This is a genomic window from Mesorhizobium sp. PL10 (genome assembly GCF_053714315.1).
In genome coordinates, this window is sequence record NZ_JBSKBR010000001.1 from 1 (window position 1) to 15813 (window position 15813).

General features: G+C 63.4%; 14 protein-coding genes. 5 read left to right on the plus strand and 9 right to left on the minus strand.

The window, feature by feature from the left end; all coding sequences use genetic code 11:
* From ACWGTO_RS00005 to htpX, 6 genes are all read right to left on the minus strand, one after another.
* A partial coding sequence (locus tag ACWGTO_RS00005) for a transposase (RefSeq protein WP_454572843.1) occupies positions 1-287 on the minus strand: 287 nt, incomplete at its 3' end.
* Between the two features lie 208 nt (positions 288-495).
* Positions 496-2112 carry a bifunctional phosphoribosylaminoimidazolecarboxamide formyltransferase/IMP cyclohydrolase gene (purH, locus tag ACWGTO_RS00010; protein ID WP_454572844.1) on the minus strand — a complete coding sequence of 539 codons (1617 nt, stop codon included), beginning with the start codon at positions 2110-2112 and terminating at the stop codon, positions 496-498.
* A 105-nt stretch (positions 2113-2217) separates the two neighbouring features.
* Complete coding sequence (locus ACWGTO_RS00015) at positions 2218-3942, minus strand: heparinase II/III family protein (protein ID WP_454572845.1); 1725 nt, start codon at positions 3940-3942, stop codon at positions 2218-2220.
* Between the two features lie 217 nt (positions 3943-4159).
* Complete coding sequence (locus tag ACWGTO_RS00020) at positions 4160-4333, minus strand: hypothetical protein (RefSeq protein ID WP_454573512.1); 174 nt, start codon at positions 4331-4333, stop codon at positions 4160-4162.
* A 303-nt stretch (positions 4334-4636) separates the two neighbouring features.
* Complete coding sequence (locus ACWGTO_RS00025; protein ID WP_454572846.1) at positions 4637-6022, minus strand: RsmB/NOP family class I SAM-dependent RNA methyltransferase; 1386 nt, start codon at positions 6020-6022, stop codon at positions 4637-4639.
* On the minus strand, positions 6013-7044 hold the full coding sequence (htpX, locus tag ACWGTO_RS00030) for a zinc metalloprotease HtpX (RefSeq protein ID WP_454572847.1): 1032 nt from the start codon (positions 7042-7044) through the stop codon (positions 6013-6015). Before htpX ends, ACWGTO_RS00025 begins: the two co-directional genes overlap by 10 nt.
* Positions 7045-7148: 104 nt before the next feature.
* On the opposite strand from htpX, the gene ACWGTO_RS00035 reads away from it, so the two are divergent.
* Positions 7149-7370, plus strand: a complete 222-nt coding sequence (locus ACWGTO_RS00035) for a DUF1674 domain-containing protein (RefSeq protein WP_454572848.1) — start codon at positions 7149-7151, stop codon at positions 7368-7370.
* 8 nt (positions 7371-7378) lie between these two features.
* Here the strand turns inward: ACWGTO_RS00035 and ACWGTO_RS00040 are convergent, their stop codons facing one another.
* Positions 7379-8044 carry an HAD-IA family hydrolase gene (locus ACWGTO_RS00040; protein WP_454572849.1) on the minus strand — a complete coding sequence of 222 codons (666 nt, stop codon included), beginning with the start codon at positions 8042-8044 and terminating at the stop codon, positions 7379-7381.
* 182 nt (positions 8045-8226) lie between these two features.
* On the opposite strand from ACWGTO_RS00040, the gene ACWGTO_RS00045 reads away from it, so the two are divergent.
* The 3 genes from ACWGTO_RS00045 (at position 8227) to ACWGTO_RS00055 (ending at position 12379) form a co-directional block, all read left to right on the plus strand.
* On the plus strand, positions 8227-9096 hold the full coding sequence (locus tag ACWGTO_RS00045) for a transglutaminase-like domain-containing protein (protein WP_454572850.1): 870 nt from the start codon (positions 8227-8229) through the stop codon (positions 9094-9096).
* A 288-nt stretch (positions 9097-9384) separates the two neighbouring features.
* Complete coding sequence (locus ACWGTO_RS00050; RefSeq protein ID WP_454572851.1) at positions 9385-10746, plus strand: pilus assembly protein TadG-related protein; 1362 nt, start codon at positions 9385-9387, stop codon at positions 10744-10746.
* 364 nt (positions 10747-11110) lie between these two features.
* Positions 11111-12379, plus strand: a complete 1269-nt coding sequence (locus tag ACWGTO_RS00055) for a class I SAM-dependent methyltransferase (protein WP_454572852.1) — start codon at positions 11111-11113, stop codon at positions 12377-12379.
* Between the two features lie 2 nt (positions 12380-12381).
* Here the strand turns inward: ACWGTO_RS00055 and ACWGTO_RS00060 are convergent, their stop codons facing one another.
* Both ACWGTO_RS00060 and acs read right to left on the minus strand, forming a co-directional pair.
* Positions 12382-13119 carry an MOSC domain-containing protein gene (locus tag ACWGTO_RS00060; protein ID WP_454572853.1) on the minus strand — a complete coding sequence of 246 codons (738 nt, stop codon included), beginning with the start codon at positions 13117-13119 and terminating at the stop codon, positions 12382-12384.
* A 9-nt stretch (positions 13120-13128) separates the two neighbouring features.
* Positions 13129-15084: an acetate--CoA ligase gene (acs, locus tag ACWGTO_RS00065; protein WP_454572854.1), complete on the minus strand. Its 1956-nt coding sequence runs from the start codon at positions 15082-15084 to the stop codon at positions 13129-13131.
* Between the two features lie 315 nt (positions 15085-15399).
* Between acs and ACWGTO_RS00070 the strand changes: the two genes are divergently transcribed.
* Positions 15400-15672, plus strand: a complete 273-nt coding sequence (locus tag ACWGTO_RS00070; RefSeq protein ID WP_352660059.1) for an usg protein — start codon at positions 15400-15402, stop codon at positions 15670-15672.
* Positions 15673-15813 lie beyond the last annotated feature (141 nt).

Here is a 15813-nt window from a genome sequence, read left to right on the forward strand (position 1 = left end):
AGACCAAGCCCGACAAAGCGCCGGAACGACAGCCGGTCGCCGAGCGCCTCCTCCAGCTCGCGATCCGACAGCCCATAAAGTGATTGCAGCAACAGTGCCTTGAACAGCACCAGAGGCGGCCAGGCAGCACGTCCTGGCCCGCCATCGCGCAACGCCGCCAGCAGCTTCTCGAAACGGTACCACTTCACCAGACCTGACAATCGGTCGAGCGGCGAAGAGCCTCCCACCAGCTTATGGCCAAGAAAAGCCTCTGCCAGGCTCAACTGACCCGTCTGCTTCACCGCCATTGCGATTCCCTCCGAACTTCCGTCTCAGAGAATCACAACCAGCCAATTACGCAACAGGCCCCCTGTGGGAGAAGGTGTCGCCGAAGGCGACGGATGAGGGGTGTTCCAGAAGGACACCAACGCCTCACTCCGCTGGAACACCCCTCATCCGTCTCGGCGCTGCGCGCCGATCCACCTTCTCCCACAAGGGGAGAAGGATAGAAAGGCGCTAATGCCGGAAATGCCTCACGCCGGTAAACACCATGGCGATGCCATGCTCGTCGGCGGCGGCAATCACGTCGTCGTCGCGCATCGAGCCGCCGGGCTGGATGACGGCGGTGACGCCGGCTTCGATCGCCGATAGAAGCCCGTCGGCGAAGGGGAAAAAGGCGTCGGAGGCGACCACCGAGCCTTTGGTCAGCGGCTCGGCCACGCCTGCAGCCTCGGCGGCGTCGAGCGCCTTGCGGGCGGCGATGCGCGAGGAATCGACGCGGCTCATCTGGCCGGCACCGATGCCGACGGTGGCGCCGTCCCTGGCGTAGACGATGGCGTTCGACTTGACGTGCTTGGCGATGCGGAAGGCGAATTTGAGGTCGGCCATTTCGGTTGCCGTCGGCGCGCGCCTGGTCACCACCTTGAGTTCGAGATCGTCGACAACCGCATTGTCGCGGCCCTGGACGAGCATGCCGCCGGCGACGGACTTCACCGTGATGCCGGCAGAACGCGGATCGGACAGGCCGCCGGTGACCAGCAGGCGCAAATTCTTCTTGGCGGCAACGATGCGGATGGCGTCTTCCGAGGCATTCGGCGCGATGATCACTTCGGTGAAGGTCTTGACGATCTCCTCCGCCGCCTCGGCGTCGAGGATGCGGTTCATGGCGACGATGCCGCCAAAGGCCGAGACCGGATCGCAGGCCAGCGCCCTGGCATAAGCCTCTGCCAGCGAGGCGCCCTCGGCGACACCGCACGGGTTGGCGTGCTTGATGATGGCGACGGCCGCGCAGCGGTTGGGGTCGTACTCGCCGACGAGCTCGAAGGCGGCGTCGGTGTCGTTGATGTTGTTGTAGGACAGTTGCTTGCCCTGCAACTGCCGCGCCGTGGCGACGCCCGGCCGCTTGTCACCGTTGACGTAGAAGCCGGCGCTCTGGTGCGGGTTCTCGCCATAGCGCATGACGCTTTCCAGCTTGCCGCCGAAGGCACGCCATGTCGGATGCTCGATCTCCAGCGTCTCGGCGAACCAGCCGGAGATTGCGGCATCATAAGTCGCGGTGCGGGCAAAAGCCTTGGCCGCCAGCTTCTTGCGAAAGTCCAGCGACAGCGAGCCGATGTTCATCTCCAGCGCATTGAGCACCGAGGCGTAGTCGCCGGGATCGGTGACGATGGCGACATAGGCGTGGTTCTTGGCCGAAGCGCGGATCATCGCAGGGCCGCCAATGTCGATATTCTCGACAACAGCGGCATAGTCGGCGCCGGACCGGCGGACTTCCTCGAACGGGTAGAGATTGGAAACGAGAAGATCGATCGGCTCGATACGGTGATCATGCATCGCCTTGGCGTGCTCGGGATCATCGCGCACGCCGAGCAGCGCGCCGTGCACCGACGGATGCAGCGTCTTGACGCGGCCGTCCATGATCTCGGGAAAGCCGGTCAGTTCGGAGACATCGCGCACGGCAAGGCCGGCTTCGGCAATCGCCTTTGCCGTGCCGCCGGTCGAGACCAGCTCGACGCCGGCCGCTGCCAGGCCCCTGGCGAAGTCGATCAGGCCGGTCTTGTCGAAAACGGAAAGCAGTGCGCGGCGAACCGGAACGAGGTCGGGTGCCGGAATGTTCTTGGCGGCGACGGCCATGGGCTGGCGGCCTTTCAGGGCTGATTGGAGAGCGTTGCCGGGCCGTAGCACATGAGGTCAGGAAATCAAGCGGAAGCTCGATCAAGCCGGCACCGGCAACGACGCTCAGTTGTTCTCGGGGTAGCCGGCGATGCCGGTGCGCGTCAGCTGCCAATGGACCTCGGCAATTTCCGAGGCCTTGAAGGCGAGCACGATCTGGCGGCTGCGGCGCGGGCCGCCAAGGCCGGCGAAATAGATCGATTCCTCGACCTCCGGCACCACCTCCGAGCAGGTGAAGACCCAGGTGTCGGCCTGGTCGGCGGTCAGCACCAGGCGGTCATGCTCGTCCTGCAGCAGATTGATGTCGGGATGGATGTGGAAGCGCACGACGACGAAATCGCGGCCGTTGTTGCGGATCGCCGCACCGCCGGGACGCAGGATGCGGTCCCTGCCGGCGAGCACATTGCCCTCGCTCGACAATTTCATCTCGCGCTCGTGCTGAAAGCCGAAGCGCTGGATATAGCCGTCGTGACGGGCGATGAAGCCTTGCGTGCCTTTCTGGTCGATGCGCTTGCACGGCACATGCTGCGGGCCGCCCAGCAGTGGCGTGCCGAGCAGGTCGTTGACGCGCAGCGAATGGGAAAACCGCGCCGACGAGGTGTCGTTGATGGTGGCGGTCGAGTGTGCCGCGGTGGCGCGGGCCAGCGGCCGGAATTCGGCGGCGCCGTAGGTGTCGATGCCAGCGTTGACGACATAATGCTGGCGGCCCGAGGATAGCTCGAAGGCCAGGCACCCGGCATGCGCGGCGTTGGACACGTCGACAGGTGGCGACGCGCCGGTATCGGCAATGACCGTCACGCCGCCCATCGACAGCCGCTCATAGCCGGAATGCGGCGCGTGAAGCAGCGGCGCGCCGGCGGTGTCGTCATGACGCAGTATGGTGGCGATGCGGTCGTGGATGGTCGCGCCCATGCCATTGAAGCGGGCGAGGCTGCCGTCCTGATGGCGGAAGAAACGCAGCGCCGGCAGCATGCGGTCGATGGCGCCCATAAGTGCTGCCGGCGGCGTTTCGGCCTGGTTGGCATAGGTCTGGCGCAATGGCAGGAGATCGGCGAGCAGTTCGAGAACCGACATCGGATTGCGCGAAATATGGCCGCCGTCGGGAAGGATCTGCCGATCGAGTTCTTCCGCCAGATTGCGGGTGGCGCCGCGCAGTGCCGAGGCCGGCGCCGGGAGCGATAGCGCGGCGAAAGCAAGCGCGATGCGGGCGCGCAGCCTGTCCTTGCCATCCGGCATTTCGCGCGCCATCGAACGGAGATAGCGGATCTGCACGGCAAGCGATTTCAGGAAGGCGCGGTAAAAGGGAAATTCGGCCCCTTGTAGGACAACCGAGGAATGTTGCAGCCAGGCGATGACCCGCTTGGCCGTGGTGCCCGGCTCCCAGGCGATGCCGGAAATCTGATTGCCATGGATGGCGATCCAGTCGGAAACCAGCGCGCGGGCATTGGCGGCGGCAAGCTCGGTGCCGGCGGCGCGCATGTGGCGCAGCCAGCGGAAGCCGTGCAGCGTTTTCACCCAGCCGCGATTGGCGACTTCGATCTGGAATGGCGATTTGCCGCCGGTCTCGACCAGGTGGCCCGATAGCGGATAGCGGCCATAATAGATTTCGAGCGCGATCTGAGGGTCGGCGAGGCGCAGGTCCGGCGGCGCAATCAGGACGCGCTCCGGCGTGCGTCCGGAATAGCGCCAGCGATAGACTGGCCCTGCGCGCAGGCGCCGGCGCGTCTTGCGCCAAAGCTCCTTAGCGACAAGCGTCCACAGACGTGTCGTGCTGCCGGCCGCCAGTGCCAAAACCCCTCCTCGTTACCTGGTGATAGAGCATGATGTTGTCCGAAAACCGCGTCACACTTTTCGGCACTATGCTCCTGTACCCCAGCACAAGCTTATATGATTCAAGAACTTATGCGAAGTCGAATTCCGCCGACGTGAAGGGCTTCACGTTGCCGTCGGCCTATCCATCCCGAAAAAAGTCAAGCGATTTCCGAGGCTAAGCCCGACAATCCAGCGCTCACTTGCGGTTGTGACGCGATCGGAACTCGCTCGGCGAACAGTTTTCGCGATCGCGAAACAGGCGCGAGAAATAGAAGGCCTCGTGGATGCCGACGGCGGCGGCGATGGATTGTCCACCGATATTCGCTACCAGAATGTCGATGATGAAATCGATGCCAGGTGGGGGAAGCATTGGTCTCTCGACGACATGCTTTAAGGAATCGCAAGCGCTCGGGTATTGGCTGGACCTCCACGACTTCGTCACCCCAGGGCGAAGCTGAAGCCTGTCGCGGAGACCGTGGGATCATGCCGCGACATCGATCGGAGGACGCAGCGGAGCAGAATTCTGCACCGTGTCAAAGCCTTGGTGTCACGGCATGGATTCCGGGGTCTGCGCCGCGTCGCTTCGCTCCTTGCTCCGCCCCAGAATGACGAAGTCACGAATGCTTCAGCCAATCACCAAGGTCAGCGGTTCAAAACCTCTGTGCCAAAAATCCTAAGCCACACGCCGCATGCGAGCGGCGAAGAAGCCGTCCAGCCCGGAAATTCCCGGCGAGCCGCGATCGAGATCGGCGGGCGTTGTGCGCAGCGTGCCTTGCGGGGTCAGGAACGCGTCGAGCCCGGCGATTTCGCCCGGCTGCAACGGATCGTCGGCGATGTTCTTGTTCCCGGCCAGAAAGGCGCGGTACAGATCCTCGCCTTCGATCGGGTCTAGCGAACAGTTGGAAAAAACAATCCGACCGCCCGGTTTGACCAACATGACGGCGCGGGCGAGCAGCCTTGCCTGCAGCTCGGCGAGCTTTTCGACGTCGGCCACCGTCTTCGTCCATGGCACATCGGGATGCCGCCGCACCGTGCCGGTCGACGAGCAGGGCGCGTCGAGCAGGACCGCGTCGAACAGTTCCCCCAGCTGGTATTTCAGCAGATCGGCCTGGACGATTTCCGCCGACAGGCCGAGCCGTTCGAGGTTCTGGGTCAGCCGCGCCAGCCGGTTTTTCGAGGTGTCGACCGCCGTGACCTTGGCACCGGCAAGGATCAGCTGGGCGGTCTTGCCGCCAGGCGCGGCGCAGAGGTCGGCGACGCGCAACCCTTGGACATCGCCGAACAGTCGCGCCGGAAAACTGGCGGCGGCGTCCTGGACCCACCAGGCGCCTTCGCCGAAGCCGGGCAATTCGGTGACGGGGGCGCTGAGCTTTTCCACGCGGATTGTGCCGGTCGGCAGCACGGTGCCGCCGAGCTTTTCGGCCCAGAGTTCGGGATCGGCCTTGACCGTGAAGTCGACTGGCGCCTCGACGCGGTGCGCGGCGAGAATCTGCTTCGTCTTCTCGGCGCCATAGGCGGCCTTCAGCCGGTCGGAGAACCACTTTGGCGCCTCGTCCGTGGCGGCAAGGGCGGCGGGCAATTGCGTGTCCTTGGCGCGTGCCAGTGTACGCAGCACGCCGTTGACGAGGCCGGAAAAGCGTTGCGTGCGCGGATCGGATTTTGCATGGGTCACGGCCAGATCGACGGCGGCGCTGTCGGGAATGTCGAGGAACAGGATCTGGGCGGCAGCTACATGGAGGATGTGCGAAAGCGCCGTGGCATTGGGTGGCAGCGGCTTTTCCAGGCGCTTGGCCAAGAGCCCGGCAATGGTCATGCGGTAGCGCAGCGCGGTCACCAGTATGGCACGCACCAGGCCGCGGTCGCGCAGGTCGAGCGCCTTGTATTGCGGATGGCCGTTCTCGTGGTCGGTCAGCCCGTCGAGTGGTGTCCTCGCATCGATGACGGCCGCCAGCAGCCGCGCCGCCGCCTTGCGCGCGGCAAGGCCGGCGACGGGCTCGCCTGCATTGTCTTCACGATTGCCTGAATGCGCGGGCCGGCCCCTGGCTCCGCTCACGACCACGGACCTTTGGGTCCGGTCGGGTTGCGGCCCCACGGATTGGATCTTGGCTGTTCCGGTTCGGCCAGTGGGTCGGGCTGGGCCGCCTTGCCCCACGGGCCTTGCTGGCCATCAGTCTGCAGTTCTTCGGACGGCTCGGGCGCTGACGCCTGACGCGGCGCCGGCTGGCTGGTGCGGCCTGCCATCTCGCGCGCCATCGCCTGCAGCGCGGCGATGCGGTTGTCGGTGTTCGGGTGGGTCGAAAACAGGCTGTCCATGCGCTCGCCATGAAGGGGATTGATGATGAAGAGATGCGCGGTCGCGGGATTGCGCTCGGCATCCGGGTTGCGGATGCGTTCGGCGCCGCGGGCGATCTTGTCAAGGGCGGACGCCAGCCAAAGCGGATTTCCAACGATTTCGGCGCCGCGTCGGTCGGCCTCGTATTCGCGCGTGCGGCTGACCGCCATCTGCACGATCATGGCGGCAAACGGCGCAACCAGCATCGCCACCAGCACGCCGACAAAGCCGAACGGGTTGTTGTTGTCGCGGCTGCCGCCGAAGAAGAAGGCGAAATTGCCGAGCATCGAGATCGCGCCGGCGAGCGTGGCGACGATGGTCATGGTCAGCGTGTCGCGGTGCTGGATGTGAGCCAACTCGTGCGCCATGACGGCGGCCACCTCCTCGTGCGAGAGGCGCTCCAGCAGGCCGGTCGAGGCCGCGACCGCGGCATTGTCGGGATTGCGGCCGGTAGCGAAGGCGTTGGGTTGCGGGTTGTCGATCAGATAGGTTTTCGGCATCGGCAGGCCGGCCTGCTTGGCCAGCGCCTCGACGATGGCGTAAAATTCGGGTGCATTCCTGGCGTCGACCTCGACGGCGTTGTTCATCGACAGCACCATCTTGTCGGCATTCCAGTAGCTGAACAGATTGGTGCCGGCGGCGAACAGGAAAGCGATCATCATGCCGCCGGTGCCGCCGATCAGAAAGCCGACGCCCATGAACAGCGCCGTCATCGCGGCCAGAAGCATGGCGGTGCGTAGCGTGCTCATCGTCTGCTCCGTTTGCGGCTGTGACAGAAAAGGGTCGATCCGGGTGTCATCATCGCTATATGATGGGAAACGCCGCCTCTCGTTTCAATCCGCGGAATTATCGCATGACCGACGAACCCAGTAAAACGCCCGCCGGCACGGATGACGGCGCGCCGCCAAAGGAGTTGACATCCGCCGCCCGCCGCGCGCTGGCCGAAGCCAGGGCGCGCCGTGAAGAGTATCGCCAGAAGGAAGCCGCGCTGCCGAAGGAAGTCGGCGGCCGCGGCGGCAAGGAACCCGGCCGCTATGGTGACTGGGAAGTCAAAGGCCTGACCAGCGACTTTTAGATAACGTCCTAGGCCGCGCTGCGCTGTGCCTCCAGCGTCATCCAGCCGCTGTCATCAATGGCGATGGAAACAGCGTCATAGCCGGCAATCGCCGTGTGCGGTGTCGCCATCGGGTGCTGGTGGGTGGCGCTGATCACCATCACCGACGCTCCTGACGTCTCAGCCGCGGCGATGCCTGCCGGGGCATCTTCGAAGACCAGGCAGTCGCTGATATCGACGCCGAGCCGTTTTGCCGCCAGCAGGAAACAATCGGGCGCCGGCTTGCCCTGCGAGACGTCTTCGCCCGCGACCATCAACGCCGGAACCGGGATGCCGGCCGCCTGCATCCGCAGCAGCGCCAGCGGTCGCGGCGCCGAGGTGACGATCGCCCAGCGATCGGCCGGCAGCGCGGTGAGAAACGGTACGGCGCCGGCGATCGGCAGCACGCCTTCGACATCGTCGGACTCGGCCTGAAGAAGCACAAATGCCTCGTGCACCGGGTCGACGCCGGGAAGCGCCAGTTTGGTGATGGTCTCGACGGCGCGTACGCCATGGATCGTCGGCAGGAAGGCGTCAACGTCGAGGCCATGCTTACGCGCCCACGCCGCCCAGACGCGTTCGGCCGAAGCAATCGAATTGAGCACCGTGCCGTCCATATCGAACAGGAAGGCGGCGAATTGTCTGCCTGCAAACATCAAATTTTCCAGATCGTTTTTGGGGTTTTCGAAGGGTCAAAACATGTCGTTCGACCGTAACGCCATGGCGCCTTGCTGGGAAGATGCGGGCGGGTCATTTCAATCGTTCCAGGGAACCATGATCCTGCCTTTGGCGTTTGAACCAAACTGTCTTCCACGACGAAATGACGGGGGGAGTCGCCATGCTGATCCGGCTCGGCTACGAAATCGCCATTGAGTGCACCAATGCCACGCCGGTCATCTCGTTGCTCGAGATCCATGCGGACCGGCAAGCCGACATCAAGCGGCAGACGCGCGTGCTTACGTCGCCTTCGGTGCCGAGCAAGGTCTATCACGACCTGTTCAGCAATGCCTGTCGCCGCTTTGTCGCGCCCGCCGGCAATTTCCGCATCCTCTACGACGCCGCCGTCGAGGACAGCGGCGAGCCCGATGAAGTCAACACGCTGGCCAGGGAAGTGCCGGTGGCGGAACTGCCGGACGATGTGCTCGGCTATCTCCTCGGCAGCCGCTATTGCGAGACCGATCATCTCGGCGGGTTGGCCTGGCAGCTTTTCGGCCATCTGCCGTCCGGCTGGGCGCGGGTGCAGGCGATCGTCGACTATGTCCACAACCGGCTGTCCTTCGGCTACGGCTATGCCCGCCCGACGCGAACGGCCGCCCAGGCGCATGAGGAGCGCGTCGGTGTCTGCCGCGACTTTGCCCATCTGGCGATCACGCTCTGCCGTTGCATGAACATCCCGGCCCGCTACGTGAACGGCTATCTCGGCGACATCGGCGTGCCGGTCGATCCGGCGCCGATGGATTTCTCGGCCTGGATGGAAGTGTTCCTCGACGGCAAATGGTATACGTTCGACCCCCGGCACAACAAACCCAGGATCGGCCGCGTCGTCATCGCGCGCGGCCGCGACGCGACGGATGTGCCGCTGCTGCACAGTTTCGGTCCGCACCGGCTGAGCCTGTTCAAGGTCTGGACCTATGAGCAGGAAGGCAAACTGTTCAATCCGCCCTATCACGGGGTCGACAAGACTGTCAGCGCGCGCATGCTCGCGTAGAGCGGTTCGCTGCCGGGATTCTGATCCGCTTCGACACACTGCATCTGCCAGATATCTGTGCCGGATCGGGACCGGGATTCCGCATGCGGTGGATCATGGTAAGCGCTTCGTAAACGAAGTTTCTCCGGCGATTTTCTGTTTACCGGCTGTTTACCTTGTACCCTGAGCAAACCAAGCAAAAACAACAGCTTGATTGCCTTGCGGCGGCCTTCGTCAACGTAGCTGCGCGATCCGGCCGGAAACCTGCATCGGCCCCCACACGGCGACAAGGCCGAGAGGAGCTAACAGATGCGGAATTACCAAGGTCTTGTTCACGCGGCTGGCGTTTTCGCCAGGGATCGCAGCGGAAGTTTCGCGGTGCTGTTCGGCGTTGCCGCTTCGGTCCTGGCGCTCGGCGTCGGCTTTGCCGTCAATATCTCCCAGATCTACAACGCCAAATCGAGCCTGCAGGGCGTGGTCGATGCCGCTGTCACCTCGACTGCCCGCGACCTGACCACCGGCGTGATCAAGGAAGCCGACGCCAACAGGTCCGTGCAGGCGTTTCTCGACGCCAACAGCATGGCCGGCATACTGCAGGCCGATCAGATCGTGCTTGACAAGCTGACCGTCGACAGGACCGCCAACACGGTCAAGGCCGACGCCCACGTCGATATCGGGCTTTACTTTCCGCTGTTCAGCGTCGGCGACATGCAGCGCGTCGGCGCTTCGACCACGGCGCTCTATTCCGACAAGACCATCGAGGTCTCGATGATGCTCGACGTCACCGGCTCGATGGCTGGTCAGAAGATCAAGGACTTGAGGGTGGCGGCAAGCAATGCCGTCGATGCGTTCCTTGCCGGCCAGGACATTTCGAAGCCGCGGGTGCGCGTCGCCATCGTGCCCTACGCCAACTCGGTCAATGCCGGTGCGCTTGCCGCCAGCAGCGTGTTTGTCGAAACCAGGTCCAGCCAGCGCAAACAGGCTCCGGCCAATGACGACCCGCAAGCCGTCTCGTCATCGACGCGTCCGGACAATTGCGCCACCGAGCGCAAGGGCGCCAACCAGTATACGGATGCCGGCCCCGATGTCGGCATGGTCAATCGCGATTATCTCTTGTCGGGCTTCGCGCAAAACACCAACACGGCGGCCTGTCCGGCCGCAGCGCTGATGCCGCTGACGGCCGACGCCAACGCGCTCAAGAACGTCATCAAGAATTTTTCCGCTTCGGGCGGCACCGCCGGCCATATCGGCGTGCAGTGGGCCTGGTACATGCTGTCGGAAAACTGGGGCAGCGTGATGAAGGCGTCGCAGCGGCCTGCCAAAATGGACCCGAAGAAGGTCGCCAAATTTGCGATCCTGATGACCGACGGCGAATTCAACCTGTCCTATTTCGACGCCAGCAGCGTCGATCAGGTCTACAACGACGCCGGCAAGGAACCGACCCGTACGGCAGCCAAGACCTTGTGCGGTGCGATGCGCAACAAGGGCATCGAGATATTCACCATCGGCTTCAATCTCACCGAGAAGAACGCCAAGGCGACCTTGCAGGATTGCGCCAGCCCGGACACCGGTAGCATCAGGCATTTCTACCAGGTTGCCAGCGGAACCGAACTCAACGATGCCTTCCAGACCATTGCCCGCAACATCGAGAACCTTGCGCTGACCAACTAGCCGACTTTCAGGCTCCAAAGGAAAAGGCCGCCGCTTCTTGACGAAGCCGGCGGCCTTCCGTGTTTCCGTCCATGGCGCGGCCGATGGCGGCGACCGAAGTCACCCGCCGCGCTTCTCGCGCCTTAACGGGAAGACTGCTTCCCGAAAGTGCAATCCGCTGAGGCCACGTTCTGGAAAACGAAATCACTCGACATCGGATCACCTCCTTTCGATTTGTTGAACACACAGTGATGATGGGGTGCGTCGGAGCAAAAGACAAGATGCCGGTTTGAAATAGCTGGCGAGCCGCCGTCTGCGCGCTGGGTTGCGAACGGCCGCCGGGGCGGGCAAACTCCGGCTGGGGACCAGCCTTCGGAGGAATGGCATGGAAGCAGCGGAGAAGGCGGCGCGCATCGTGCGAACGGTGATCGAAACGCTGAAGCCGGGTTTTGCGGTCCGGCTGTGGACCGGCGAGCGAATCGGCCCCGCCAGTGGGCCAGTGCTCACCATCAACGACCAGGACATTGTCTGGCAGGTGGTGAAGCGGCCGTCCTTGTCAACGCTGATCGAGATGTGGATTTCCAAGACGATAGACATCGAAGACGGGACGATTTTCGATTTCTACGCCTTGCCGTCGCAAGGCAAGCTCAGGACCAAGATCAAGTCCCTGCCGAAGCTGGCGATCCTGCGCGACCTGCCGGCGGTGCTCTTGTCACGCAAGCAGATGAGTGCGCGCACCGATCTGTCGGGGCGCAATCCCTATGTCAGCGGGTCGAGCCAGGAAGCGATCCAGCATCACTACGACATTTCGAATGCCTTCTACCGGCTCTTCCTTGATGAGCGCATGGTCTACAGCTGCGGCTATTTCACAGATTTCGCCAATGGCATCGACCAGGCTCAGGCCGACAAGCTTGATCACATCTGCCGCAAGCTGCGGCTGAAGCCTGGCGAAAAGCTGCTCGATATCGGCTGCGGCTGGGGCGCCATGCTGATCCATGCGGCAAAGAATTACGGCGTCGTCGGCCATGGCGTGTCGCTGTCGCAGGCGCAGACCGATCTCGCCCGCGAGCGCATCCGCGCCGAGGGGCTGGAAGACCGCATCACCATCGAGATCAAATCCTATGCGGAGCTCACCGGTTCCTTCGACAAGATATCGTCGATCGGCATGTTCGAGCATCTCGGCCTCGCCAACCACGCTACCTATTTCAAGACCATCCATCGCCTGCTCAAGCCAGGCGGCATCTATCTGCACCACGCCATCACCAGGCGCAGCAAGGGCGACTTGAAGAAAACCCTGCGCAAGGGGCCGGAGTTCAAGGCGCTGCTCAAATACATTTTCCCCGGCGGCGAACTCGATACGATCGGCATGACGCTCGGCAATTTCGAGGCGCATGGCTTCCTGGTCTACGACGTAGAGAATTTGCGCGAGCATTATGCGCGCACCTGCCGGCTGTGGGCCGAGCGGCTGCAGGCCCGCTTCGACGAGGCGGTCGCTGAGGTCGGCGAGGCCAAGGCGCGGCTGTGGCTGCTCTATCTCACCGGCTGCTCGATCACCTTCGAGCGCGCCTCGGCGCAGATTTTCCAGACCGTCGTCACCAAGCGCGCCCGAGGGCCGAGTGGCCTGCCGCCGACGCGGGCGGATTTGTATCGGTAGGGTTAGAGAAACCGCATCGGCGCGCCGATCTCGACGCTGGCCGGCCTGTCCACCGTACAGTAGACGCCGAAATTGTGGGCGTTGTGACGCACAAGATTGCGCAGGATACCGGGGTCGTTGTCGAAGCCGTCCTGGGAAATGATGGTGAAGCCGCAGCGGCGGCAGGGCTCGGAGATGGTCAAGAGCAGATCGCCGATGGCGAGCTTGCGGCCGATCCATTCGGTCTCCGGAAACGAGCCTTCGACCGCCGCCATGTCGACGACGATGTTGGGACGAAAGCGGCGCGGGTCGGGAACGCCTTCAGCGTGTAGCGCCTTCAGTCGCGCCAGCGATGCGGTGGTCAAGAGATGGATCGGCGCCTTGCGGTAGCGCTCGGCGGTCAGCGGGCCAGTGTAGCCGGGCGCGTTGTCCAGGCTGAACGGCCGGATCGAGGCGGGGAAGCCGAGATAGGCTGAGATCGCGCTGTCGCATTCTGCACCCGGTGCGGCCAGCCAGTCACCACCGGGAACGGCGATCTCCAGCTTCCGGTCGCTGCTCAGCCTTGTGCGGATGCGCGGCACCTTGTGCCACTTCGCGTCGCGGTCAGGCCGCGCAATCTCGTTGTCGGAGGTATCGACGAGGCCGAACAGACGGTCGCCGTCGATGGTCTCAAGGCCAACCGAAATGGCGTTCCGGCGCTCGCCGGCAAGCGAACTAGCGGGGTAACGCCAGAGCTCCGTGACTGCGCCCAGTGCAGCCATCAAATCCCGTCAGCCCTTCTTGTTCTGGCGGTTGGCGACCAGGTCGTCGACCACCGCCGGATCGGCCAGTGTCGAAGTATCGCCGAGCGCGGAAAAATCGTCCTCGGCGATCTTGCGCAGGATGCGGCGCATGATCTTGCCGGAGCGAGTCTTCGGCAGGCTGGGGGCGAACTGCAGCTTGTCAGGCGAGGCGATGGCGCCAATCTCCTTGCGGACATGGGCGACGAGCTCCTTGCGCAGCTCCTCGGTCGGCTCGACGCCTTTCATCAAGGTGACATAGCTGTAGATGCCCTGGCCCTTGATGTCGTGGGGATAACCGACCACGGCCGCCTCGGAAACCTTGTCATGGCTCACCAGTGCCGATTCGACTTCGGCCGTGCCCATGCGGTGGCCGGAAACGTTGATGACGTCGTCGACGCGACCGGTGATCCAGTAATAGCCGTCGGCGTCGCGGCGGCAGCCGTCACCGGTGAAGTACTTGCCCTTGTAGGTGGAAAAATAGGTCTGCACGAAACGGTCGTGGTCGCCATAGACGGTGCGCATCTGGCCGGGCCAGGAATCGGTGATGCAGAGATTGCCGTCGGCCGCCCCTTCCAGCACCTTGCCTTCGCCGTCGACCAGCTGTGGCCTGACGCCGAAGAAGGGCCGCGTCGCCGAACCGGCCTTGAGGTCGGTGGCGCCCGGCAGCGGCGTGATCAGTATGCCGCCGGTCTCGGTCTGCCACCAGGTGTCGACGATCGGCACCTTGCCGTTGCCGACGACGTTGAAATACCATTCCCAGGCTTCCGGGTTGATCGGCTCGCCGACCGACCCCAGCACGCGCAGCGATTTGCGCGATGTCTTCTTCACCGGGTCGTCGCCTGCGCCCATCAGCGCCCGCAGCGCGGTGGGCGCGGTGTAGAAGATGTTGACCTTGTGCTTGTCGATGACTTCCCAGAAGCGCGACTGCGAGGGGTAGTTGGGCACGCCTTCGAACATCAGCGTCGTCGCGCCGTTGGCGAGCGGGCCGTAGACGATGTAGCTGTGGCCGGTGACCCAGCCGACATCGGCGGTGCACCAGTAGATATCGCCGTCATGGTAGTCGAAGACATATTGGTGTGTCATCGAGGCATAGACGAGATAGCCGGCGGTGGTGTGCAGCACGCCCTTCGGTTTGCCGGTCGAGCCCGAGGTGTAGAGGATGAACAGCGGATCCTCGGCCTTCATCTTCTCCGGCTTGCAGTCGCCCTTCACCGTGGCGATCTCGTCATGGTACCAGACGTCGCGGCCCTGGACCCAACCGGTCTTGCCGCCAGTGCGGCGCACGACCACCACTTTTTCGACCTTGGTGCCGGCCTTGGCCGCGATCTCGATCGCCTTGTCGGTGTTTTCCTTCAGCGGGATCGGCTTGCCGCCGCGCAGGCCTTCGTCGGCGGTGATGACGAAAGTCGACTTGCAGTCGTCGATGCGGCCGGCCAAAGCGTCCGGCGAAAAGCCGCCGAAGACGATAGAATGGATGGCGCCTAGCCTAGTGCAGGCCAGCATCGCATAGGCGGCTTCCGGGATCATCGGCATGTAGATGGTGACGCGGTCGCCCTTCTTGACGCCGTGTTTCTTCATCACATTGGCCAGCCGGCAGACGTGCCCGTAAAGCTCGTTGTAGGTGACCTTCTTGTCGTCGTAGGGATTGTCGCCTTCCCAGATGATGGCGGTCTGGTTGCCGCGTTTCTTCAGATGGCGGTCGATGCAATTGTACGAGACGTTGGTCTCGCCATCCTCGAACCATTTGATCGACACCTTGCCGTCAAAGGAGGTGTTCTTGACCTTGCTGAACGGCTTGAACCAGTCGATGCGCTTGCCGTGCTTGCCCCAGAACTTGTCCGGGTTCTTCACGCTGTCAGCATACCATTTGAGATAGGTGTCGTTGTCGACCAGCGCGTTCTTCTTCCACGCCGGCTGGACGCGGTGGACGTGAACCTCGGACATGTAAAGCTTTCCTCCCGAACCGTTCCGACGGCTTGACGACCGGCGGTATCGCGGCGAAGCGGCCACGAATTCGCGGGCATTATTAACAGTTCCGCCGTGACAGCAATATTAGACGTTGGATTCGCGCGGCGGGATGCCGCAGTTCGTCTTTTCGCTTGTGTCAGCACTCGCGGGCGGTCGCTGCTAACTGCATGTTTTCGCGCGGAAAACCCGTTTGCGATCAGGAAAAATCAATAGACAGTTAAGGAACGGCGCGCACAATTCGGAGTTGGGAGGAATGGAGAATCAACCTGGGGAACGCCTAAGGGGGCTGCCATGCGCGATCATTCCGAAATGGACCTGATGCTTAGGGGATATGGCCTGACCACCGCCAAGATACTGTATCACTTTCCCGACCACCCGCATCTCCTGCAGAGCTTCATCTGGCAGGATTACGATCTGGCGCCGAAGTTTCCGGTGCTGATCAAATTCATCGAGTTCTGGAAGGCGAAGCTGGACGGGCCGCTGCATTCGATCAGCTACACCCACCAGAAGCTGATCGCGCCGAACGAGTGGCGCAAGGTGGATGGCGAGTTCGTGCTGCACTGAGGGCTGCGGCTTCGGAATCGTTGGGTAGGCGCTCTACGGCGCCCCCCTCTGTCCTGCCGGACATCTCCCCCACACGGGGGGAGATCGGCAGTTCCGCTGATGGCGCTATCCTTCTACGCTGGTGATTGGCGAAAGCCAAAG